22 protein-coding genes, 5 tRNA genes and 1 pseudogene are annotated in these 20,712 nt (G+C 70.7%); 7 read left to right on the top strand and 21 right to left on the bottom strand.

Features of this window, described 5'->3' with window-relative positions; genetic code table 11:
- Positions 1 to 47: 47 nt before the first annotated feature.
- From OG524_RS26405 to OG524_RS26385, 5 genes are all read right to left on the bottom strand, one after another.
- Positions 48 to 1,184 carry a cell division initiation protein gene (locus OG524_RS26405; RefSeq protein WP_405388376.1) on the bottom strand — a complete coding sequence of 379 codons (1,137 nt, stop codon included), beginning with the start codon at positions 1,182 to 1,184 and terminating at the stop codon, positions 48 to 50.
- Between the two features lie 97 nt (positions 1,185 to 1,281).
- Positions 1,282 to 1,761, bottom strand: a complete 480-nt coding sequence (gene coaD, locus OG524_RS26400; RefSeq protein WP_405812504.1) for a pantetheine-phosphate adenylyltransferase — start codon at positions 1,759 to 1,761, stop codon at positions 1,282 to 1,284.
- A 26-nt stretch (positions 1,762 to 1,787) separates the two neighbouring features.
- Positions 1,788 to 2,372, bottom strand: coding sequence for a 16S rRNA (guanine(966)-N(2))-methyltransferase RsmD (gene rsmD, locus OG524_RS26395; RefSeq protein ID WP_405388377.1), 585 nt, complete (start codon positions 2,370 to 2,372; stop codon positions 1,788 to 1,790).
- Between the two features lie 91 nt (positions 2,373 to 2,463).
- Positions 2,464 to 4,686: an ATP-dependent DNA helicase RecG gene (gene recG, locus OG524_RS26390; protein ID WP_405811780.1), complete on the bottom strand. Its 2,223-nt coding sequence runs from the start codon at positions 4,684 to 4,686 to the stop codon at positions 2,464 to 2,466.
- 49 nt (positions 4,687 to 4,735) lie between these two features.
- Positions 4,736 to 6,358 (bottom strand): DAK2 domain-containing protein, encoded by a 1,623-nt coding sequence (locus OG524_RS26385; protein ID WP_405388379.1) that lies wholly within the window; start codon positions 6,356 to 6,358, stop codon positions 4,736 to 4,738.
- 258 nt (positions 6,359 to 6,616) lie between these two features.
- On the opposite strand from OG524_RS26385, the gene rpmB reads away from it, so the two are divergent.
- Positions 6,617 to 6,802 (top strand): 50S ribosomal protein L28, encoded by a 186-nt coding sequence (rpmB, locus tag OG524_RS26380; RefSeq protein ID WP_003965989.1) that lies wholly within the window; start codon positions 6,617 to 6,619, stop codon positions 6,800 to 6,802.
- Positions 6,803 to 6,901: 99 nt separating this feature from the next.
- On the opposite strand, the gene thiD is transcribed toward rpmB, so the two are convergent.
- Both thiD and OG524_RS26370 read right to left on the bottom strand, forming a co-directional pair.
- Positions 6,902 to 7,708 carry a bifunctional hydroxymethylpyrimidine kinase/phosphomethylpyrimidine kinase gene (gene thiD / locus OG524_RS26375; protein WP_405388380.1) on the bottom strand — a complete coding sequence of 269 codons (807 nt, stop codon included), beginning with the start codon at positions 7,706 to 7,708 and terminating at the stop codon, positions 6,902 to 6,904.
- Positions 7,709 to 7,718: 10 nt separating this feature from the next.
- Positions 7,719 to 8,690, bottom strand: a complete 972-nt coding sequence (locus OG524_RS26370) for a thiamine-phosphate kinase (RefSeq protein ID WP_405388381.1) — start codon at positions 8,688 to 8,690, stop codon at positions 7,719 to 7,721.
- 320 nt (positions 8,691 to 9,010) lie between these two features.
- Here OG524_RS26370 and OG524_RS26365 point away from each other — a divergent pair, with 320 nt between their 5' ends.
- Together OG524_RS26365 and OG524_RS26360 are read left to right on the top strand one after the other, a co-directional pair.
- The gene (locus OG524_RS26365) at positions 9,011 to 9,244 is read left to right on the top strand and encodes an Lrp/AsnC family transcriptional regulator (RefSeq protein ID WP_056791028.1); all 234 of its coding nucleotides are present in this window, start codon (positions 9,011 to 9,013) and stop codon (positions 9,242 to 9,244) included.
- Between the two features lie 20 nt (positions 9,245 to 9,264).
- Positions 9,265 to 9,744: a DUF3515 domain-containing protein gene (locus OG524_RS26360; protein ID WP_405811779.1), complete on the top strand. Its 480-nt coding sequence runs from the start codon at positions 9,265 to 9,267 to the stop codon at positions 9,742 to 9,744.
- 45 nt (positions 9,745 to 9,789) lie between these two features.
- On the opposite strand, the gene OG524_RS26355 is transcribed toward OG524_RS26360, so the two are convergent.
- The 3 genes from OG524_RS26355 to OG524_RS26345 are packed head-to-tail and all read right to left on the bottom strand — an operon-like array spanning position 9,790 to position 12,780.
- The gene (locus OG524_RS26355; protein WP_405811778.1) at positions 9,790 to 10,986 is read right to left on the bottom strand and encodes a D-alanine--D-alanine ligase family protein; all 1,197 of its coding nucleotides are present in this window, start codon (positions 10,984 to 10,986) and stop codon (positions 9,790 to 9,792) included.
- Positions 10,987 to 11,020: 34 nt separating this feature from the next.
- Positions 11,021 to 12,031 (bottom strand): NAD(P)H-dependent glycerol-3-phosphate dehydrogenase, encoded by a 1,011-nt coding sequence (locus OG524_RS26350; RefSeq protein WP_405388385.1) that lies wholly within the window; start codon positions 12,029 to 12,031, stop codon positions 11,021 to 11,023.
- Positions 12,028 to 12,780, bottom strand: a complete 753-nt coding sequence (locus OG524_RS26345; RefSeq protein WP_405388386.1) for a lysophospholipid acyltransferase family protein — start codon at positions 12,778 to 12,780, stop codon at positions 12,028 to 12,030. The genes OG524_RS26350 and OG524_RS26345 overlap by 4 nt, the downstream gene beginning before the upstream one ends.
- A 147-nt stretch (positions 12,781 to 12,927) precedes the next feature.
- Here OG524_RS26345 and cofC point away from each other — a divergent pair, with 147 nt between their 5' ends.
- Both cofC and OG524_RS26335 read left to right on the top strand, forming a co-directional pair.
- Positions 12,928 to 13,614, top strand: a complete 687-nt coding sequence (cofC, locus tag OG524_RS26340; RefSeq protein WP_405393088.1) for a 2-phospho-L-lactate guanylyltransferase — start codon at positions 12,928 to 12,930, stop codon at positions 13,612 to 13,614.
- Positions 13,615 to 13,624: 10 nt separating this feature from the next.
- Complete coding sequence (locus tag OG524_RS26335) at positions 13,625 to 13,828, top strand: hypothetical protein (RefSeq protein ID WP_405388387.1); 204 nt, start codon at positions 13,625 to 13,627, stop codon at positions 13,826 to 13,828.
- A 90-nt stretch (positions 13,829 to 13,918) separates the two neighbouring features.
- Here OG524_RS26335 and OG524_RS26330 read toward each other — a convergent pair whose 3' ends face one another.
- The 4 genes from OG524_RS26330 to leuC all read right to left on the bottom strand — a co-directional run bounded on the left by OG524_RS26330 (position 13,919) and on the right by leuC (position 17,068).
- Entirely contained in the window at positions 13,919 to 14,569 is a 651-nt protein-coding gene (locus OG524_RS26330) for an HU family DNA-binding protein (RefSeq protein ID WP_405811777.1), read from the bottom strand.
- Between the two features lie 143 nt (positions 14,570 to 14,712).
- A complete protein-coding gene (locus OG524_RS26325) occupies positions 14,713 to 14,940 on the bottom strand; it encodes a hypothetical protein (protein ID WP_405388390.1) in 228 nt (75 codons plus the stop codon).
- Between the two features lie 104 nt (positions 14,941 to 15,044).
- The gene (leuD, locus tag OG524_RS26320; RefSeq protein WP_405388391.1) at positions 15,045 to 15,638 is read right to left on the bottom strand and encodes a 3-isopropylmalate dehydratase small subunit; all 594 of its coding nucleotides are present in this window, start codon (positions 15,636 to 15,638) and stop codon (positions 15,045 to 15,047) included.
- Between the two features lie 5 nt (positions 15,639 to 15,643).
- Positions 15,644 to 17,068: a 3-isopropylmalate dehydratase large subunit gene (gene leuC, locus OG524_RS26315; protein ID WP_405388392.1), complete on the bottom strand. Its 1,425-nt coding sequence runs from the start codon at positions 17,066 to 17,068 to the stop codon at positions 15,644 to 15,646.
- A 174-nt stretch (positions 17,069 to 17,242) separates the two neighbouring features.
- Here leuC and ndgR point away from each other — a divergent pair, with 174 nt between their 5' ends.
- Positions 17,243 to 17,959, top strand: coding sequence for an IclR family transcriptional regulator NdgR (gene ndgR / locus OG524_RS26310; RefSeq protein WP_014048551.1), 717 nt, complete (start codon positions 17,243 to 17,245; stop codon positions 17,957 to 17,959).
- 118 nt (positions 17,960 to 18,077) lie between these two features.
- Here ndgR and OG524_RS26305 read toward each other — a convergent pair.
- Positions 18,078 to 18,486 (bottom strand): annotated as a pseudogene (locus tag OG524_RS26305) (monooxygenase family protein); the annotation flags it as partial.
- 156 nt (positions 18,487 to 18,642) lie between these two features.
- Between OG524_RS26305 and OG524_RS26300 the strand changes: the two are divergent.
- A complete protein-coding gene (locus OG524_RS26300; protein ID WP_405811776.1) occupies positions 18,643 to 19,284 on the top strand; it encodes a MerR family transcriptional regulator in 642 nt (213 codons plus the stop codon).
- 103 nt (positions 19,285 to 19,387) lie between these two features.
- On the opposite strand, the gene OG524_RS26295 is transcribed toward OG524_RS26300, so the two are convergent.
- From OG524_RS26295 to OG524_RS26270, 6 genes are all read right to left on the bottom strand, one after another.
- Positions 19,388 to 19,460 (bottom strand) — tRNA-Glu (locus tag OG524_RS26295).
- A 19-nt stretch (positions 19,461 to 19,479) separates the two neighbouring features.
- A tRNA-Gln gene (locus OG524_RS26290) sits at positions 19,480 to 19,551 on the bottom strand.
- A 12-nt stretch (positions 19,552 to 19,563) separates the two neighbouring features.
- A tRNA-Glu gene (locus tag OG524_RS26285) sits at positions 19,564 to 19,636 on the bottom strand.
- 60 nt (positions 19,637 to 19,696) lie between these two features.
- A tRNA-Glu gene (locus OG524_RS26280) sits at positions 19,697 to 19,769 on the bottom strand.
- A gap of 19 nt (positions 19,770 to 19,788) precedes the next feature.
- Positions 19,789 to 19,860: transfer RNA gene (locus OG524_RS26275), tRNA-Gln, on the bottom strand.
- 85 nt (positions 19,861 to 19,945) lie between these two features.
- Positions 19,946 to 20,656 (bottom strand): HAD family hydrolase, encoded by a 711-nt coding sequence (locus tag OG524_RS26270; protein ID WP_405388394.1) that lies wholly within the window; start codon positions 20,654 to 20,656, stop codon positions 19,946 to 19,948.
- Positions 20,657 to 20,712 lie beyond the last annotated feature (56 nt).

Genomic DNA, 20,712 nt, shown 5'->3' with positions numbered 1-20,712 from the left:
GACGCCCAGCTCCCAATCCGGTCCGGCCGCCCTCCGGCAGCCCCCGCTCAGCGCTCCTGTTCGTACCGGCGGAGCTGTTCCAGATCGATCATGCTGGTGTCGAACAGGCTGGTCTCGTCGAGCGCACTCTCGCCCTGCTGCGCGGGCACCTGGGCCTGCTGCTGCCAGCCGTACTCCTGCTGCTGCGGCTGGTTCGGGTCGTAGCCCTGCTGCTGGTAGCCGGCGTAGGGGTCCGGCTGCTGCTGGTAGCCGGCGTACGGGTCGGCCTGCAGCGGCTGGTCCTGGTAGGCGTACGTCTGCGCGTACTGCGGCTCGGGCTGGACCTGCGCCGGGAAATCCGGCTGGGCCTGCACCGGGAAACCTGCCCGCGCGGGGTCCTGGTAGTCCGCCACCGGCACGTAGTCCGGCTGCGCGGGCTCCGCGTACAGGGGCTGCTGGGGCTCCGGGGTGGAGATCTCGGCCAGCCCCGCCCAGTGGTCCTCGTCGCTGGTGCGCAGGTGCCCGCCCGCGGCGTCCTGGGCCGCCATGTGCGCGCCCAGGTCGTCCGTGGCCACCCGGCCGTGCAGCTTCTGCCGGCCGCGGCCGACGGCTTCCAGGGTCTTGGCCAGGACGGCCTCGAAGGCACCGAGCTTGGTGTCGACGTAGTCGTCCGCGCGACGCCTGAGCGTCTCGGGGTCCGCGCTGCGCTCGGGCGCCTCGGCGAAGTCCGGGTCCTCGTAGCCCTGCGCGTCGAGCCCCTCGCTGCGGCCCAGAAGCTTCTCCCGGCCGCGGTCGACGGAGCCGATGGTCTTGGTGAGGACGACCTCGAAGTTGGCGAGCTTGCTGTCGACGTACTCGTCGGCCTCGCCGCGGACCTCGTCGGCCTCCCTGCGGGCCTCGGACAGGATCCGCTCGGCCTCCGCCTGGGACCGCCGGGCGATCTCGGTGTCGGAGATCAGCGAGCCGCGCTGGGCCCGGGCGGACTCCACGATCCGCTCGGCCTCCTGCCGGGCCTGCTCGACGAGCTGCTCACGGCCGCCGATGAGCTCCTCGGCGTGGGCGAGCGAGCCGGGCAGGGCCTCCCGGACCTCCTCGAGCATCGCGAGCAGCTCGGCGCGGTTGACCACGCAGGACGCCGACATGGGCATGGAGCGGGCGTTCCCGACCGTTTCGACGATCTCGTCGAGCTTCTTCTGCACGTCCACCGTGTGCTCGCCACTCTCTGCTGCTGTTGGAGACGGACGGGACGACTGTAAGGCCAGTCGCCTCCCGTCCGACACCTGGTGACGGACGGTCAGCACATCACTTCTGGCCGAGACGCTCCGCGAGGGCCGCGTGGACCGGTGGCGGCAGCAGGTGCGACACGTCGCCGCCCCAGGTGGCGACCTCCTTGACCAGCGAGGACGACAGGAAGCTGTAGGTCGGGTTCGTCGGCACGAAGAGCGTCTCGACCCCCGAGAGCCCGTTGTTCATCTGGGCCATCTGCAGCTCGTAGTCGAAGTCGCTCACGGCCCGCAGGCCCTTCACGATCGCCGGGATGTCGCGCTGCTTGCAGAAGTCGACCAGCAGGCCGTGGAAGGACTCGACCTCGACGTTGCCGAAGTCGGCGGTGACCTCGCGGATCAGCTCCATCCGCTCGTCGACCGTGAACAGCCCCTTCTTGGACTGGTTGATCATCACGGCGACGTGCACGACGTCGTACAGCTTCGAGGCTCGTCCGATGATGTCGAGATGTCCGTTGGTGATGGGGTCGAACGACCCCGGACAGACGGCGCGGCGCAACGTGGTTCCCTCGCTCTCCGATGCGGTCATCGTGCGTCTTCGCACGTAGAGGCGGCGCGACCGTACCAAAGCGTCCCCTCGCCGTAGCGACGGGACCGCAGTGGTTCGAATCCCTCGGGCCAGTCGAATTCCCCGCCTCTGGTGCTCCGTTCCACCGTGACGAGCGCATCGCCCGTGAGCCACCCCTGAGCACGGAGTGTGAGCAGTATCTCGCAAAGATCGCCATCGGTGACGGCGTACGGCGGGTCGAGGAACACCACGTCGTACGGGTCCGCGGGAGCCGGTCCCGTCACGATCTGTTCCGCTTTGCCCGCACGGACCTCGGCGCCGGGAAGACCCAGGGTGCGGACGTTGTCACGGACGGTGCGGACGGCCTTGGCGTCGGGCTCGACGAGCAGTGCGTGGACCGCCCCGCGGGAGAGCGCCTCCAGTCCGACGGCGCCGGAGCCCGCGTACAGGTCGGCGACACGGATGCCGTCGAGGGTGCCCAGGAGCGCTTCCCAGGTGGAGAAGAGGCCCTCGCGCGCACGGTCGGAGGTGGGGCGGGTGCCGGTGCCGGGCGGTACGGCCAGGCGGCGTCCGCCGGCCGATCCGGCGATCACGCGGGTCATGGGTGTCTGGTCCTAGGGTCGCGGGCGGCACACAGGACGGGACGCGTGCCGTACTCCCCACGATATGGCGTCGGTGCGGATCCGGCCCTGGTCACCCCTTGTCGAGGTATTCCTCCCGGTCCTTGTCCAGGAGCGCGTCCAGCGCGGTGCGCAGTTCGGGAAGCCGCTCCAGCGCGGGATCGTCCGCGACGACGCGGACGGCCTCCTCGCGGGCCGCCGCGATGACCTCCTCGTCGTCGATGACGCTGAGCACACGCAGGGAGGAGCGGACGCCGGACTGTGCCTGGCCGAGGACATCGCCCTCGCGGCGCTGTTCGAGGTCGATCCTGGACAGCTCGAAACCGTCGAGGGTGGCGGCGACGGCGGAGAGCCTGGCCCGGGCGGGGCTCGCCTCGTGGGCCTCGCTGACCAGGAGGCAGAGGCCGGGTGCCGAGCCCCGCCCCACGCGGCCCCGCAGCTGGTGCAGCTGGGAGACGCCGAAGCGGTCGGCGTCCATGATGACCATCGCGGTGGCGTTCGGGACGTTGACCCCGACCTCGATGACGGTGGTGGCGACCAGGACGTCGACCTCGCCGGCGGCGAACCTGCGCATCACGTCGTCCTTGTCGTCGGGGTGCATCCTGCCGTGCAGCACCTCGATCCGGAGGCCGGTGAGCGCGCCCTTGCGGAGCTGTCCGGCGATCTCCAGCACGGCGAGCGGCGGACGCTTCTCGGCGTCGTCGGCGGCCGACGGGGCGTCGGCCTGCTTCTTCCCCTTCTTCTTCTCGGCGGCCTCGTCGGCGTCGTCCCCGATGCGGGGGCAGACCACGTAGGCCTGGTGGCCGTTCTCCACCTCCTCGCGGACGCGTTCCCAGGCGCGGCTGAGGAAGTGGGGCTTGTCCTTGGCGGGTACGACATGGCTGGCGATGGGCGAGCGGCCGGCCGGGAGCTGGTCCAGGACGGAGGTCTCCAGGTCCCCGAAGACGGTCATCGCGACCGTACGGGGAATGGGTGTGGCCGTCATGACGAGCAGGTGCGGCGGCTGCTCGCCCTTGGAGCGCAGGGCGTCGCGCTGTTCCACGCCGAAGCGGTGCTGTTCGTCGACGACGACCAGGCCGAGGTCGTGGAAGCGCACCTTGTCCTCGATCAGCGCGTGGGTGCCGATGACGATCCCGGCCTCGCCGGTGACCAGGTCGAGCAGTGCCTGACGGCGGGCCGGGACGCCCATGGACCCGGTGAGCAGCACCACCTTGGTGCCCCGGTCGGAGCCGCCCAGCATCCCGCCTTCGGCGAGCTCGCCCATCATCTCGGTGACGGACCGGTGGTGCTGCTGGGCGAGCACCTCGGTGGGGGCGAGCATCGCTGCCTGGCCGCCCGCGTCGACGACGGTGAGCATGGCGCGCAGGGCGACCATCGTCTTTCCCGATCCCACCTCGCCCTGCAGCAGCCGGTGCATCGGGTGTTCGGTCGCCAGGTCGGCGAAGATCTCGCCGGTGACCTTCCGCTGGCCTTCGGTGAGCGTGAAGGGCAGCTTGGCGTCGAAGGCGTCGAGCAGTCCGCCGGGGACGGATCCGCGGGCCACCGCGGGGAGCTGGGTGTCCGCGTAGCGGCGGCGGGCGAGCGCGACCTGGAGGACGAAGGCCTCGTCCCACTTCAGCCGCTCCCGCGCGGCCGCGACGTCCGCCTTGGTGTGCGGACGGTGGATCTTGAGCAGGGCCTCGGGCAGCGGGACGAATCCGCGTCCTTCCCGGAGCGTCCCGGGCAGCGGGTCGACGGCGTCCTGCGCGCTGGGCAGGACCGTGTCGACGGCCTTGGCGATCCGCCAGGAGTCGAGCTGCTTGCAGGCGGGGTAGATCGGCAGGAGCTGCCCGGCGAAGGCGTCGACGGCCTCGGTCGCATCGTCCTCGTCGCGCGCGTCGAGGAGCTGGTACGTGGGGTGCGCGAGCTGCATCTTCCGGTTGAAGACGGACGCCTTGCCCGCGAACATCGCCCGCCGGCCTGGGAGCAGTTCCTTGTGCGGCTTGTGGACGCCGTGGCCGAAGAAGACCAGCTGGAGTCTGCCGCTGCCGTCGGTGAGGGTGACTTCGAGGCGTTTGCCGCGGCCGTTGTTGAACATCATGATCCGCGCGTCGACGACCTGGGCGACGACCGTCACGTGCTCGTCCAGCGGGAGGTCGGTGAGCGCCGTGAGGCGGCCCCGCTCCTCGTAGCGCCGGGGGTAGTGGTGCAGCAGGTCGCCGACCGTGTGCAGGTCGAGGTGCTCGGCCATCACCTTCGCGGTGGCTCCGCCGAGCAGTTTCTTGAGGGGTTCATCGAACGCGGACACGTGGTCCATTGCACACCACGCCACTGACACCGCCGCAGGGCGCCGCACCGGGTACGCGCTACTCGACGCCGATCAGCAGGGGCGCGGCCTGGTGGCCGCCCCGGTAGACCACGGTGTCGACGGCCAGGTAGCCCTCGCGGACGTGTTCCCCCAGGGCGTCGGCCAGGGCGTCGGGGACGTCCTCGCCGAGGACGAGGGTGACGAGTTCGCCGCCCGACGACAGCATCCGGTCCAGGACCGTGCGGGCGGTGCCTTCGACGTCCTCGCCGATGACGGCGACGTCACCGTCGATCAGGCCGAGCATGTCGCCGGCCTGGCAGATGCCGGCCATGGTCCACGACTGCCTTTCGGCGACGGCCAGTTCGGCGTACCGGGTGGCGCCGGCCGCCGCGGTCATCGCGACCACGTCCTCGTCGAAGCTGCGGTCCGGTTCGTGGACGGCGAGCGCGGCGATGCCCTGGACGGCCGCCCGGGTGGGGACCAGGGCGACGCGGACGCCCTCGGTCCTGGCCTGTTCGGCGGCAGCGGCGGCGGTGTGGCGCAGGTCCGCGTCGTTGGGCAGCAGGACGACCTCGCGGGCGTGGGCCCGGCGGATCGCGTCGACCAGTTCGCCGCTGGCGGGCGGCTCCCCGGGGCGGGCCAGCACGGTGGTCGCCCCGGCCTCCGTACAGAGGGCGGAGAGCCCGTCGCCGGGGACCACGACGACGACCGCGCGCTGGGCGGGTTCACGGTGCGCCCGGACGCGGTCGGCGGCGAAGTGGGTGATGCGGATCCGGTACGGCCGGCCCGCCTCGACCCCGGCCTCCACGGCCGCCCCCGCGTCGTCGACATGGACGTGGACGTTCCACAGGCCGTCACCGCCGACCACGACGAGTGAGTCACCCAGCGCGTCCAGCCTGCCCCGCAGCCGGTCGACGGCGTCGTCACGGGCCTCCAGCAGGTAGATCACCTCGAAGGCGGGACCGCTGTCCGGGCCCTCCTGGGCGCAGTCGCCAACCAGGGGCAGGGTCTCCGGGGTGATCTGCGGCGTGCGCGGCGGGGCCTGTCCGCCGACGGCTTCCAGCAGCGCCCCGAGCACGGTCACGAGCCCTTGTCCGCCCGCGTCCACGACACCGGCGCGGCCGAGGACGGCGAGTTGGCCCGGGGTCGCGGCCAGCGCGGTGCGCGCCCCTTCGTGGGCGGCTTCGAGCACGGCCGTGAGTCCGGCGGTCGCGGCGGTGGCCCCGGCGGCCTCGGCGGCCGCGGCGGCGACCGTCAGTACCGTGCCCTCGACGGGATGGGCGACGGCCGACCGTGCGGCGGTGGCAGCCTCGGCGAGGGCGGTACGCAGGTGATCCGCGTCACCCGCCTCGGCCAGCACTCCCGCCATGCCGCGCAGCAGCTGGGCCAGGATCGTGCCGGAGTTCCCGCGTGCGCCGATCAGGGCGCCGTGCGCCATGGCGCGTACGGCGTCGGCGGGGGCGGGCACGGTGGAGCCGGTCTCGTGGGCCGCGAAGACGGCTTCGACGGCCGCCGCCGCGGACTCCACGGTCAGGTAGAGGTTGGTGCCGGTGTCCCCGTCGGCGACGGGATAGACGTTGATCGCGTCGATCGCCTCGCGCTCGCGGCCCAGGGCCTCCAGCGCCAGTGAGCACCAGGTGCGCACCGCGACGGCGTCCAGATCGTCGGGGGACTGCGGCACCGTTGGTCCTCCTCGGGACGGCCGTGGCGGGGCTGGCTGCACCGCAGAGTAGTCCTCGCGGGATGCCCAGGGCGGGGACAGGGGTGGGGCGGGCGGTCCGGCAACCCGTGGTAGTTTCGTATCCCCGACGCAGGCGTTGTATGCTGCTTCGGTTGCCCGGCGAGAGCCGGGCCATTCCTCCGGTACCGCCACTTCAGTAAAATGATTCCGGCGCGCCGGAATTCACTGTAAGTGCATCTGAAGTCTTTGGAGTGACCCGTGGCTGCCAACTGCGACGTTTGCGGCAAGGGGCCGAGCTTCGGCAACAGCATTTCGCACTCGCACCGCCGTACGTCCCGTCGCTGGAATCCCAACATCCAGCGCGTGCGTGCCGTGGTCGGTCGGACGCCGAAGCGGCTCAACGTCTGCACCTCGTGCATCAAGGCCGGCAAGGTCGCGCGCTGACGTCTCGTCGTAGCGCAGCCTTCCGGTTGCCCAAAAAGCCGGTCCACCTCGGTGGACCGGCTTTTTGCTGTGCCCGGGTGCCCGGCGCCGTGGTGGCGGTCAGCGGGTGCGGGTCGTCCAGGCGTGGTCGACGGGGCCTGTCCCGCCGCCCAGGGCGAATCCCGCCGCGATGGCTCCGGTGACGTAGGCCTTGGCGGCCCGTACCGCGGTCGGCACGTCCTGGCCCGCGGCGAGTCCGCAGGCGATCGCGGAGGCCAGGGTGCAGCCCGTGCCGTGGGTGTGCCGGTTGTCGTGCCGCGGGGCGCGCAGCCAGTGCTCCTCGCTGCCGTCCGTCAGCAGGTCCACGGCCTCGCCCGGCAGGTGGCCGCCCTTGACGACCACCCAGCGCGGCCCGTAGGAGAGCAGTTCTGCGGCGGCCCGCCGCATGCCCGGCTCGTCGGTGACCGTGAGGCCGGTGAGCTGGGTCACCTCGTCGAGGTTCGGGGTGGCCACCGTCGCGACGGGCAGCAGCCGGGTGCGTACGGAGTCGAGTGCCTCGGCGGCCAGCAGCGTGTCCCCGTGCTTGGAGATCCCGACGGGATCGACGACGACGGGTGCGCCGGTCTCCGCGAGGAGTCCGGCGACGGTGTCGACGAGCTCGGCCGACGCCAGCATTCCGGTCTTCACGGCCTGTACGCCGATGTCGTCGACGACGCTGCGGTACTGGGCGCGTACGGCTTCGGCGGGGAGTTCCCACGCGCCCTGCACGCCCAGGGAGTTCTGGGCGGTCACCGCGGTCAGCACGCTCATCCCGTGGGCGCCCAGCGCCAGCATCGTCTTCAGGTCCGCCTGGATGCCCGCACCGCCGCCGGAGTCGGATCCGGCGACGGTGAGCACGCGGGGCGGTACAGCGGTGGGTGCGGTCATGCCCGGGAATCTACTGGGCGTCCTCGATGGAGCCGAAATGGTCCCAGCCGCCCTTGCTCGTCCAGGGTGCCCCGTCGACGGTGACCTGGGGCAGCGCGGACGGGTTGAGGACCTCGCCGATCACCTTCCAGCGGGCCGGGAGCTTCACGTCCGGCGGGAACGTCGCCACGATCGCGTGGTCCTCTCCTCCGGTGAGCACCCACTGCAGCGGGTCGACGCCGACGGCCTGCCCGATGTCGGACATCTGCGAGGGGATGTCGATCAGCCCGGAGCGCAGATCGATCCGGACCTGGCTGGCCTCGGCGATGTGCCCGAGGTCGGCGACGAGCCCGTCGCTGACGTCCGTCATGGCCGTGGCGCCGAGTCCGGCCGCCGCGGGGCCCGCGTGGTACGGCGGTTCGGGGCGCCGGTGGGCCTCCACGAAGGCGCGGGGTGAGCGGAATCCGCGGGAGAGCACGGCGAATCCGGCGGCGGACCAGCCGAGCCAGCCGGTGACGGCCACGACGTCCCCGGGCCGTGCGCCGCCCCGGGTGACGGGTTCGTGGTTGCGCAGGTCGCCGAGCGCGGTGATCGCCACGGTGATGGTGTCGCCGCCGACGACGTCACCGCCGACGACGGCCGCACCGGCGACCTGGCACTCGTCACGCAGTCCGTCCATCAGCTCGGCGGCCCAGGTGACCGGGAGGTCGGCGGGGACGACGAGGCCGAGGAGCAGCGCGGTGGGCACGGCGCCCATGGCCGCGATGTCGGCGAGGTTCTGTGCGGCCGCCTTGCGGCCGACGTCGTACGCCGTCGACCAGTCGCGGCGGAAGTGCCGCCCTTCCAGCAGGATGTCCGTACTGGCCACGACCCTGCGGTCGGGAGCGGCCACGACCGCGGCGTCGTCGCCGGGTCCCAGCCGTACCGCCGGAGTGGTGGTGAGCCGGGAAGTGAGCTCTCTGATGAGCCCGAACTCCCCCAACTCGCCCACGGTTCCCTTCACCGAGACTCACCTCTCATTTATCGCACCGGACACCTGTCCGGGCTGCTTCAGCGGCCGGAGGTCCGGACCGTGGACAGGCTGACGGCGGGAGCCGGCAGCCCCGGGACGTACGGGCACCGCTGTCCCCCTTCTGCTCCGGTGGGCTTGCGGTCGCGAGCCCTCACTGCTGTCGGTACCGTCAGGAGATACGTCAACTTCTGTGGTGCGGACGCCACGCTGGGGGCGTCAACCCGCCCGCAGGTCTCCCCGCGGCCCTCGGCGACGCGATAACGTGGCTTCCCTTTCCCCCACATGATCCTCGTGGCCGCCCTGGAGGTTCCGTGGTACAGGCGTACATCCTTATCCAGACAGAGGTGGGCAAGGCGTCGATCGTCGCCGAGACCATCGCCAAACTTCCGGGAGTTATCCAGGCAGAGGACGTCACAGGCCCCTACGACGTGATCGTGCGCGCGCAGGCCGACACGGTGGACGCGCTCGGCCGCATGGTGGTCGCCAAGGTCCAGCAGGTGGACGGCATCACACGAACCCTGACCTGCCCGGTCGTTCACCTCTGACCCCCGTCTACGCTGGTCCGGTGACGCACACCCGCCGCCGGTCCCGCCGCTCCGCACTTCTCGTACCGTCCGCCGCCCTGGCCGTCCTGGCCGCGGCGGGCTGTGCCGGACAGCCCTCGGTCACGGTTCCCACGCCGTCGTCGGAGGCCGCCGCGTACTGCGGGGATCTGCACAAGGCGCTGCCGAAGACCGTCGTCGGCCTGGAACGGAGTGACCCCGGACCGGACTCGGTGCTGACCGCCGGCTGGGGGGACGGGGCGATCGTACTGCGCTGCGGCGTCCCCCGGCCCGTGAAGATGGACGATGCCCAGTCCAGGGGTGTCGACGCGGACGGCGTCAACTGGCTGCTGGAGCAGCGGGATGACGCCGGTCCGCGGTTCACGACCACGTACCGCAAGGCGTACGTCGAGGTGACGCTCGGGGTGGAGTACGCCCATGACATCACCCCGCTGTCCGCGTTCGCCGTACCTGTGGAAGAGACGGTTCCCGAAAGCCTCTAGTCGCCTCCCCCGCAGGGTGTGCGGGGAAGGCGCGGGCGTCGGGGGTCAGCGCAGTCCGGTGGAGCGGCCGAGTGCCGCCTGGACCAGCCGGTCCACCAGCTCCGGGTAGTCCACCCCGGTCTCCTGCCACATGCGGGGGAACATGGAGATGGGCGTGAAGCCGGGCATGGTGTTGATCTCGTTGATGACGAACGTGCCGTCCTCGGTGAGGAAGAAGTCGGCGCGCACCAGGCCCTCGCAGGAGGTGGCCTCGAAGGCCTCGACGGCGAGCCGCTGGACCTCGGCGGTCTGCTCCTCGGTGAGCGGCGCGGGGACCAGACCGGCCGCCGAGTCGATGTACTTGGCCTCGAAGTCGTAGAAGTCGTGCGCGGTGACCGGCGGGATCTCGGCGGGCACGCTGGCGCGCGGTCCGTCCTCGAACTCCAGCACGCCGCACTCGATCTCCCGGCCGCGCAGCAGGGACTCCACGAGGAACTTGGGGTCGTGCCGGCGGGCCTCCTCGATCGCCTCGTCGAGCCCGGCGGCGTCGTCGACCTTGGTGATGCCCATCGAGGAGCCGCCGCGGGCGGGCTTGATGAAGAGCGGCCAGCCGTGCTCGGCCGCGAACTCCATGATGCGCTTGCGGGCGGCGGGGCGGTCGGACTCCCACTCGCGGGGGCGGACGACCTCGTACGGGCCGACCGGCAGCCCGAAGGAGGTGAACACCCGCTTCATGTACTCCTTGTCCTGGCCGACCGCCGAGGCGAGGACACCGGCGCCGACGTACGGCACGCCGGAGAGCTCCAGGAGCCCCTGGAGCGTGCCGTCCTCGCCGTACGGGCCGTGCAGCACGGGGAAGACGACGTCGACCTCGCCGAGCACCGTGGGCACCGCGCCCGGTTCGCCGTACACGACCTCGCGGTTGCCGGGGTCGACGGAGAGCGCCACGGCCCCCCGCGCGGACCCGGCCAGCTGGTCCACGTTCGGTACCTGTCGGTCCGTGATGGCCATGCGGGCCGGGTCGTCGGCCGTGAGGGCCCAACGGCCGTCCGTGGTGATGCCGATCGGCAGGACGTCGTACTTCGTCCGGTCGATGGCGTTCATCACGGCACCGGCGGTGACGACCGAGATTCCGTGTTCGGAGCTCCGGCCGCCGAACACGACCGCCACACGCGGCTTACGGCGCTGCTCGGAGCTCTGCTCGGAGCTCTGCTCGGAGCTCACGTGGCTCTCAGGGCTCTGGGGGAGGTTCTGGCTGCTCATATCGCGATGAGCGTACCTGCTGGTAAGGGCTGAGTCAGCGTCGCTCCGGCTTGGCGCTGCGCGACATCAGTTCCTTGAGCGCGGCCATCGGCGACTTGCCCTCGTGGACGATACCGACGACCGTCTCGGTGAGGGGCATGTCGACACCGTGCCTGCGTGCCAGATCCCGTACGGATTCGCAGGACTTGACGCCTTCGGCGGTCTGCCTGGTGACGGCGACGGTCTCCTGGAGCGTCATCCCGCGGCCGAGGTTGGTGCCGAAGGTGTGGTTGCGCGACAGCGGCGACGAGCAGGTCGCCACCAGGTCGCCGAGGCCCGCGAGTCCGGAGAAGGTCAGCGGGTCGGCACCCATGGCGACGCCCAGCCGGGTGGTCTCGGCGAGGCCGCGGGTGATGAGCGAGCCCTTGGTGTTGTCGCCGAGGCCCATGCCGTCGGCGATGCCCACGGCGAGGCCGATGACGTTCTTGACGGCGCCGCCCAGTTCGCAGCCGACCACGTCGGTGTTGGTGTAGGGGCGGAAGTACGGGGTGTGGCAGGCGGCCTGGAGGCGCTGGGCCACGGACTCGTCCGAGCAGGCCACCACGGCCGCGGCGGGCCGGCGCTCGGCGATCTCCTTGGCCAGGTTGGGGCCGGTCACGACGGCGATGCGGTCCGGGGTGACCTTGGTGACGTCCTCGATGACCTCGCTCATCCGCTTGGCCGTGCCGAGTTCGACGCCCTTCATCAGGGAGACGAGCACGGTGCGGGGCTCCAGGTGCGGTGCCCAGTCGGCGAGGTTGGCGCGCAGCGTCTGCGAGGGCACGGCCAGGACCGCGAAGTCGGCGCCGCGCAGCGCCTCGGCGGCGTCGGTGGTGGCGCGGACCGAGGCGGGGAGCTCGATTCCCGGCAGGTAGTCCGGGTTGGTACGGGTCGTGTTGATCGCCTCGGCGACTTCGGCACGGCGGCCCCAGAGGGTGACCTCGCAGCCGGCGTCGGCGAGGACCATGGCGAAGGCCGTACCCCATGAGCCGGTTCCGAAGACGGCCGCTTTTACGGGGTGCGTCACGTGGGTCCCTTTCCGTCTGCCTTGCGCCGCTGTTCAGCACGGGCCTTGCGGTGATCGTAGAGCTCCGTGGGCGCCGTCTCGCCGCGTACCACTTCGAGCTGGGCGGTGATCGCGGCCATGATGACCTCGGTGACCTCACGCAGCACCTCGGGTGTCGGCTCGGTCCCGTGGAAACGGGAGAGGTCGACGGGAGGTCCGGCCTGCACCTGGAGGGTCTTGCGGGGGAACAGCCGGAGCTTGTTCTCCTTGGCGTACGGCGGCATCGCGAGGTTGGCGCCCCACTGCGCGACGGGGATGACGGGGGCCTTGGTCATCAGCGCGACACGGGCGGCGCCGGTCTTGCCGGCCATCGGCCACATGTCGGGGTCGCGGGTGAGGGTTCCCTCCGGGTAGAAAGCGACGCATTCGCCCCGTTCGATGGCGGCGACGGCGGCACGGAAAGCGTCCAGCGCATTGGACGTCTCGCGGTAGACGGGGATCTGTCCGGTGCCACGCAGCATCATTCCGACAAAGGGCGTCCTGAACAGTCCGGCCTTCGCGAGGAGCCTCGGCACCCGCCCGGTGTTGTACTGGAAGTGCCCGTACGAAAGCGGGTCCAGATACGAGTTGTGATTGACCGCGGTGATGAATCCACCGTCGGCCGGAATGTGTTCCATTCCCCGCCAGTCCCGCTTGAACAGAACCACCAGGGGCGGTTTTGCGATGGCGGCCGCCAGCCGGTACCAGAAGCCGATTCTACGGCGGGACACTCGGATGCCTTTCTCTAGGAACTGACCTGTCTGCCTGGCTTACGGCGGTGTTGCCGTACCCCCGGGCCCTGCTGTGTGGGGAACACCGTACGCCTCACCCACGGGGGCGGACCTCCGGGTTGTCGTACCGGCAGGCGAGAATAAGTCCTGACGCGCACGGAGGGGGAGATCGCCACGAACACCGACCCGACCGGCTCCTGGTCCCTGGTCGTCCCGCTGAAACCGCTCGCACGGGCCAAGAGCAGGTTGGGGCGGGCGGCGGGCGGGGATCTGCGCCCGCGGCTGGCCCTGGCGTTCGCCCAGGACACGGTGTCCGCCGCGCTCTCCTGCCCGGCGGTGCGGGATGTGGTGGTCGTCACGGACGACCCGGCGGCCGGTGCCGCGCTGGCCGCCCTCGGCGCGCGCACGGTGGCGGACGCGCCTGCGGCCGGGCTCAACGCGGCCCTGGAGCACGGTGCCCGGTCGGTGCGCGCGAGGCGCCCCGGTGCCGCGGTGGCGGCGCTCAACGCGGATCTGCCCGCGCTGCGCCCGGAGGAACTGGCGCGTGTGCTCGATTTCTCCTCCGCATTCCCGCGCGCATTTGTCACCGACGCGCAGGGAATCGGCACGACATTCCTTTCGGCGGCTCCGGGTGTGGAATTGCGGCCGGCTTTCGGCGGTCCGTCGCGGGCCAGGCATCTGGCGTCGGGCGCGGTGGAGATCTCGGCTCCCGGCCTCGACTCGGTCCGCAGGGACGTGGACACGGGCGACGACCTGTGGGCGGCGCTGGCGCTGGGTGTGGGGCCGTACACCGCGGGGCTGAGTGCTTCGATGGCGCCTGCCGCGGACCGATAGGGTTCCGCCCATGCAGGCGACCTCGTTCACGTACGACTCCGAGACCCGCACCGGCAGTGTCCTGCTCGACGACGGCACCCCGGTGGACTTCGACGCCCCCGCCTTCGACGCGGGCGGCCTGCGGCTGCTGCGTCCGGGCCAGCGGGTGCGGATCGAGACCGAGGGCACGGGCGAGGCGCTGCGGATCACCCTGGTGACGCTGCAGACCTTCTGAACCGCCCTTGCCGCGTCCGGACAGCCCGCGGGCCGGGCTCCCCTCGGGGAGCCCGGCCCGGCGCGTGTGAGGAACGAGCGGTGCCCGGTCTCACTTCTTACGTGCGGTGACCTTCTTGGCTGTGGTCTTGCGTGCCGTGGTCTTCTTCGCGGGCGCCTTCTTCGCCGTGGTCTTCTTGGCGGGCGCCGTCTTGGTGGCGACGGCCTTCTTGGTGGTCGCCGCCTTCTTCGCCGGCGTCGCCTTCTTCGCCGCCGCCGTGGTCTTCTTCGCCGTGGCGGTGGTCTTCGCCGTGGTCTTCTTGGCGGCCGCCGTGGTCTTCTTCGCCGCCGCCGTGGTCTTGCGCGCCGTGGCCTTCCTGGCGGTGGCCTTCTTGGCCGCGGCCTTCGCCGTCGTACGCGTGGAAGATCCTCCGGAGAGGCTGCCCTTGGGTGCCTTCTTCACCGCGACGTCGTTCTTGGGGAGCTTCTTCGAGCCGCTCACCAGGTCCTTGAAGCCCTGTCCCGCACGGAAGCGGGGCACGGACGTCTTCTTGACCCGGACGCGCTCACCCGTCTGCGGGTTGCGGGCGTACCGGGCGGGGCGGTCGACCTTTTCGAACGAGCCGAAGCCGGTGACCGAGACACGATCCCCCGCGACAACCGCACGGACGATCGCGTCGAGCACCACATCGACAGCGTCCGCGGCCTGCTGACGGCCGCCGACCTTGTCGGCAATCGCTTCTACGAGCTGCGCCTTGTTCACGTCTTCCCCTTCGGAGACATTGCCGGAACGATACTGTCCAGGCTTTTTCGCACGTTAGGCAGATATATACCGCAAATCAAACACGAAACGGGCTAATCACCCTAGTGCCGCAACGAAGTCGACCGCTGCACTCTTCCGCAGAGTCAGTCACCTTCGGGGAATCGGCCCTCGTCGAGGTCCTTCATCAACCGGTCCAGACGCCTTGCCGCGTCCGGGAGATCGTGCTTAGCCGCGGCCGTGACGACCAGCAGCTTCCGGGACAGCGCCACCCTTACGCCCTCCGGGACTTGCAGTGCGCGCACCCTTGAGTGCGCTTCCTTCAATCGGTCGGCGACGAGGCCATAGAGCTCGAGTTGGCTGTCGCGTTCCATGCACCGATTGTGCCATCTGGGGCGAGTTGTCGCCCGAGGGGGTCTCAACAAGCGACTGCGCCCCCTGCCGGGAGGCAGGGGGCGCAGTTCGGGAAAAGCGCTGCTCAGGCGTTAACTGTGCGCGGCTTGTGAGCCGGCCGGGCCGCCTCGTAAGTCGCAATGTCCGCTTCGTTCTGAAGGGTGAGGCTGATGTCGTCGAGCCCGTTCAGCAGTCGCCAGCGAGCGTTCTCGTCGAGCTCGAAGTCGGCGGTGATTCCCTCGGCGAGAACCTGCCGCTTCTCCAGGTCGACGGTGATCTCTGCCGTCGGATCGGCCTCCGCCAGGTCCCACAGCGCGTCGACGACCTGCTGGTCGAGGACGACGGTCAACAGACCGTTCTTCAGCGAGTTACCGCGGAAGATGTCGGCGAAACGGGACGAGATGACCGTCTTGAAGCCGAAGTTCTGCAGGGCCCAGACGGCGTGCTCACGGGACGAGCCCGTGCCGAAGTCGGGTCCGGCGACCAGGACCGAGGCGCCCTCGCGCTCCGGGCGGTTGAGGACGAAGTTCTCGTCCTTGCGCCAGGCCTCGAAGAGGCCGTCCTCGAAGCCGTCGCGGGTGACCTTCTTCAGCCAGTGCGCGGGGATGATCTGGTCGGTGTCGACGTTGCTGCGGCGCAGCGGGACGGCCCGGCCGGTGTGTGCGGTGAATGCTTCCATGGCTCTCAGACTCCGGCGGGCGTACGGGCGTCGGACAGGTCGGCGGGCGAGGCCAGATGGCCCAGCACGGCGGTGGCGGCGGCGACCTGCGGGGAGACCAGGTGGGTGCGTCCGCCCTTGCCCTGCCTGCCCTCGAAGTTGCGGTTCGAGGTGGAGGCGGAGCGCTCGCCGGGGGCCAGCTGGTCGGGGTTCATGCCCAGACACATCGAGCAGCCCGCGTGCCGCCATTCGGCACCGGCGGCGGTGAAGACCTTGTCCAGGCCCTCCTCCACGGCCTGCAGGGCGACCCGGACGGAGCCCGGGACGACCAGCATGCGTACGCCGTCGGCGACTTTACGGCCGTCCAGGATCGCGGCAGCGTTGCGCAGGTCCTCGATGCGGCCGTTGGTGCAGGAACCTACGAAGACGGTGTCGACGTTGATCTCGCGCAGCGGCTGCCCGGCGGTCAACCCCATGTACTCCAGGGCCTTTTCCGCGGCGTTGCGCTCGGAGGCGTCCTCGTACGAAGCGGGGTCGGGGACGTTGGCCGACAGAGGTGCGCCCTGGCCGGGGTTGGTGCCCCAGGTGACGAACGGCGCGAGCTCGGCGGCCTCGATGACGACCTCGGCGTCGAAGACGGCGTCGTCGTCGGTGCGCAGCGTCTCCCAGTACGCCACGGCTGCGTCCCAGTCCTCGCCCTGCGGGGCGTGGTCGCGGCCCCGCAGGTAGTCGAAGGTGGTCCGGTCCGGGGCGATCATGCCCGCGCGGGCACCGGCCTCGATCGACATGTTGCAGATGGTCATCCGGGCCTCCATCGAGAGCTTCTCGATGGCGGAGCCGCGGTATTCGAGGATGTAGCCCTGGCCGCCGCCGGTGCCGATCCGGGCGATGACCGCCAGGATCAGGTCCTTGGCGGTGACGCTGTCGGGGAGTTCGCCCTCGACGGTGATCGCCATGGTCCTGGGGCGGGCCAGGGGCAGCGTCTGGGTGGCCAGGACGTGCTCGACCTGGCTGGTGCCGATGCCGAAGGCCAGCGCGCCGAACGCGCCGTGGGTGGAGGTGTGCGAGTCGCCGCAGACGACCGTGGTGCCGGGCTGGGTCAGGCCCAGCTGCGGGCCGACCACGTGCACGACGCCCTGCTCGACGTCGCCCAGGGAGTGCAGCCGGACGCCGAAGTCCGCGCAGTTCTTGCGCAGGGTCTCCAGCTGGACGCGCGAGACCGGGTCGGCGATCGGCTTGTCGATGTCGAGGGTCGGGGTGTTGTGGTCCTCGGTGGCGATGGTGAGGTCGAGGCGCCGGACGGGGCGTCCCGCATGCCGCAGGCCGTCGAAGGCCTGGGGGCTGGTCACCTCGTGCAGCAGGTGCAGATCGATGAAGAGAAGGTCGGGCTCGCCCTCCGCGCGCCGGACGACGTGGTCGTCCCAGACCTTTTCCGCGAGTGTCCTACCCATCGCTTTCCCTCCGGCCGGCGTCTTCGCCGGCCCAACTAGAGATTCGGTGCGCCGCCGTCCGGACCCCCGAGCGGGGCGGTGGCTACGGGCCGTCGTGTGGCCGCACGTACAGGTTCGCAACTTCCGGAGAAAATTGAACTTGCGTTTCACAGAGTGAGACGCGAGTATCGTCGTATGGACAACTCTAGCGGCGTCGGCGTTCTCGACAAGGCAGCTCTGGTATTGAGCGCCCTGGAGTCCGGTCCGGCCACCCTCGCCGGGCTGGTCGCGGCGACAGGGCTCGCAAGGCCCACGGCACATCGACTGGCCGTGGCACTCGAACACCACCGCATGGTGGCGAGGGACATGCAGGGCCGGTTCATTCTCGGCCCCCGGCTCGCGGAGCTCGCGGCCGCAGCCGGTGAGGACCGTCTCCTGGCGACGGCCGGGCCGGTACTCACCCACCTGCGCGACATCACCGGCGAGAGCGCGCAGCTCTACCGCCGGCAGGGCGACATGCGGATCTGCGTGGCGGCGGCGGAGCGGCTGTCCGGACTGCGGGACACCGTGCCGGTCGGCTCCACGCTCACCATGAAGGCGGGTTCCTCCGCCCAGATCCTGATGGCCTGGGAGGAGCCGGAGCGGCTGCACCGCGGCCTCCAGGGTGCCCGCTTCACGGCGACGGCCCTCTCGGGCGTACGGCGGCGGGGCTGGGCCCAGTCGATCGGTGAGCGCGAGCCGGGCGTGGCCTCGGTCTCGGCGCCGGTGCGCGGGCCGTCGAACCGGGTGGTCGCCGCCGTCTCCGTCTCTGGACCGATCGAGCGGCTGACCCGTCACCCGGGCCGGATGCACGCCCAGGCGGTCATCGACTCCGCCGCCCGCCTGAGCGAGGCCCTGCGCCGCACAGGCTGAGCACCCCGCTCACGCCCACCACCACCCCTCTCCGAAGGCTGCCCCAGCGCCGTGGCGGCCCCCTACTTCCGACGCACGCCCCTCCCGACGCACGCCCGACGTCCCGGTGACCACCCCCGGACGCGCGATGCGCCAGACGGTCCGCCGCCCGCCGGCCCCGCTTCCCGATCGGCAGGACACCCGTCGCCGCTGCCAGGCCACAGGCCGGCGTGGACCGACTCGTACGACCCTTCGGGCACGATGCAGCTCTCGTGCCACAGCCCCATGTGCTGCCGGGACTTCTTCTCCTTGCGGTTGGCCATCGCCCACGCCCTGCGGTGGAACGTGTCGGGAGCCGCGGCGTACGCGCACAGCTTCCCCTTCGACTACCGGTACTGGACGACGTAGTACGTCCGGGGCGAGCCGGACAGCGGCGTGTGGCCGAGCAGGCCCCCACTCGGGTCCTTGCCCAACTCGCTGAGCACGCGCGGCATCGCCAGGAGGACCGGAAGCCAATGGCGCACGCCCCAGCAGTGGTTGATACGCATGCCGATCAGCAGGACGACGACATCACCCTCGGCCGCCGCGGCCGTCCGGCCAGGATTCGGCTTCACCAGTATCTGCACCCGCACTATTAGAGAGTTCCACTATCCAATGGTTGGATAGTGGAACCGCCGAGGGGCGGCGCAAAGGAAGGCGCAGAGGTGCGACTGTCGGAACTCAGCGAGCGGAGCGGCGTGTCGACCGCGACGATCAAGTACTACCTGCGTGAGCGGCTGCTCCCGGCAGGCGTCCGGATCAGCGCTACCCAGGCCGAGTACGACGAGAGCCATCTGCGTCGGCTGCGGCTGGTGCGGGCACTGCTCCAGGTCGGCCGGCTCCCGGTGGCCACGGCCCGCGAGGTGCTGGCCCATGTCGACGACGAGTCCCTCGGTCTGACGATCCGCCTGGGCGCCGCCCTGTGGGCCCTGCCGCACGGTCCCGCACCGGACGAGGACGCCCCGGAGACGGCCACCGCGCGCGCCGAAGTGGCAGCGATGCTCACGGAGCTGGGCTGGTCGACGGCGAAGGAGCTCGGCGAACTCTCCCCCGCGCACCGCTCACTGGTCGGCTCGGTGGCCACGCTCATCCGCCTCGGCTACCCCTGCGACGGGGAGTACCTCGTCGAACAGGCCCGTGTCATGCGGCGGGTGGCGGTGCGGGACCTGGACTCCATGGAGGAATTCCCCACGGAGGGCGAGCAGGTGGAGGCCGCTGTCGCGTCGGCCGTGCTGTACGAGCCGCTGCTGGCGTCACTGCGCCGGCTGGCCCAGGCGGAGGAGGCCGCGCAGCGGTACGGGCTGTGAGCCGGAAGCGGACCGTGTGAGGGGGGCGAAAAAACGGACTGTGCGGCGGAACACGAAGAAGGCCCTTCACCGAGGTGAAGAGCCTTTCCGTACCGAGCTGTTGTACCCCCGACCGGATTCGAACCGGCGCTACTGCCGTGAGAGGGCAGCGTGCTAGGCCGCTACACAACGGGGGCTTGCTACTTGGGTCTTGCGCTGGGCTACCAGGACTCGAACCTAGAATGACGGTACCAGAAACCGTAGTGTTGCCAATTACACCATAGCCCATGGTGTGACAAGTACCCCCGACCGGATTCGAACCGGCGCTACTGCCGTGAGAGGGCAGCGTGCTAGGCCGCTACACAACGGGGGCCCTAGCGATCCTGCATCGAGTACGTGGGTGCGACCCAGATGTTCTCGCGGGAAGGATCTGTACCCCCGACCGGATTCGAACCGGCGCTACTGCCGTGAGAGGGCAGCGTGCTAGGCCGCTACACAACGGGGGCTTGTTACTTGGGTCTTGCGCTGGGCTACCAGGACTCGAACCTAGAATGACGGTACCAGAAACCGTAGTGTTGCCAATTACACCATAGCCCACTGAAACGCAACCCCTGAGGGCTCTGTTTCTGTCTGCGCTTCCCGGCCGGATCTTTCGGCCCGCTCGGGCGGCGCAGGAAGAACATTACCCGAAGGTGTCCGGCGCTCCAAAACGGGTATTGCCTGCCAGCAGCCCGGGGAGCTCGTCGAGGCCGGTGATCCGGACGAGTTCGGGACGTCCGCCCTGCCCTCGCCGGTCCAGCCACACCCCGGTGAGACCCGCGGCCACGGCTCCGGCGGCGTCGATGTCCGGCTCGTCCCCGACGTAGAGCACTTCGTGCGGGTCGAGCTCCAGCGCCTCGCAGGCCGCACGGAAGGCCCTGGCATCGGGCTTGTAGACGCCGAGCTCCTGCGCGCACAGCAGCACCTCGAAGCGGTCGCGCACACCGAGGGCCCGCAGCTTGCGTTCCTGGTGGTCGACGGAGGAGTTCGACAGGATCGCGTGCCGGTGCGTGCCGGCCAGCGCGTCGAGCACGGGCACGGTGTCCGGGAAGAGCTCCCAGGAGCTCTCGTAGTGCCCGACGTACCGGGTGAACCACGCGTCGGCGTCCGCGTCGGTCAGCTCCGCGTCCAGGAACTCCCGGACCCGGTCCCGGCAGTGCGCGTACCAGTCGGACTCCCCCGCGGCCACGCGCGCCCAGTGGACCGAGGCGATACGCATCCAGCGGCCGTGGTGGTCCTCGTCACTGTCGGCCAGCCCCTCCGCCCGGAGGTGGCGCAGCAGACCGGTGCGGTCCGACCCCGCGTAGTCGAAGATCGTGTCGTCCACGTCCCAGAGGACCGCGCGAATCGCCATGCCCGCGAATCTACCCGCCCCGGAACGCGGGGATGCCGGACGCCCGCACTCCGCTA

Origin of the sequence: Streptomyces sp. NBC_01520, assembly GCF_045040375.1 — a bacterium.
GTDB lineage: Bacteria > Actinomycetota > Actinomycetes > Streptomycetales > Streptomycetaceae > Streptomyces.
The sequence above is the reverse complement of the archived record's forward strand: the minus strand, read 5'-3'. Positions and strand labels throughout refer to the sequence as shown.

Coding starts and splice junctions, on each gene's coding strand:
- OG524_RS26335 (WP_405388387.1), top strand. CDS start 13,625: ATGCAGGCGACCTCGTTCACGTACGACTCCGAGACCCGCACCGGCAGT.
- OG524_RS26270 (WP_405388394.1), bottom strand. CDS start 20,656: ATGGCGATTCGCGCGGTCCTCTGGGACGTGGACGACACGATCTTCGAC.
- OG524_RS26355 (WP_405811778.1), bottom strand. CDS start 10,986: ATGAGCAGCCAGAACCTCCCCCAGAGCCCTGAGAGCCACGTGAGCTCC.
- leuC (WP_405388392.1), bottom strand. CDS start 17,068: ATGGGTAGGACACTCGCGGAAAAGGTCTGGGACGACCACGTCGTCCGG.
- OG524_RS26325 (WP_405388390.1), bottom strand. CDS start 14,940: ATGGAACGCGACAGCCAACTCGAGCTCTATGGCCTCGTCGCCGACCGA.
- recG (WP_405811780.1), bottom strand. CDS start 4,686: ATGGACCACGTGTCCGCGTTCGATGAACCCCTCAAGAAACTGCTCGGC.
- rsmD (WP_405388377.1), bottom strand. CDS start 2,372: ATGACCCGCGTGATCGCCGGATCGGCCGGCGGACGCCGCCTGGCCGTA.
- leuD (WP_405388391.1), bottom strand. CDS start 15,638: ATGGAAGCATTCACCGCACACACCGGCCGGGCCGTCCCGCTGCGCCGC.
- ndgR (WP_014048551.1), top strand. CDS start 17,243: ATGGACAACTCTAGCGGCGTCGGCGTTCTCGACAAGGCAGCTCTGGTA.
- thiD (WP_405388380.1), bottom strand. CDS start 7,708: ATGACCGCACCCACCGCTGTACCGCCCCGCGTGCTCACCGTCGCCGGA.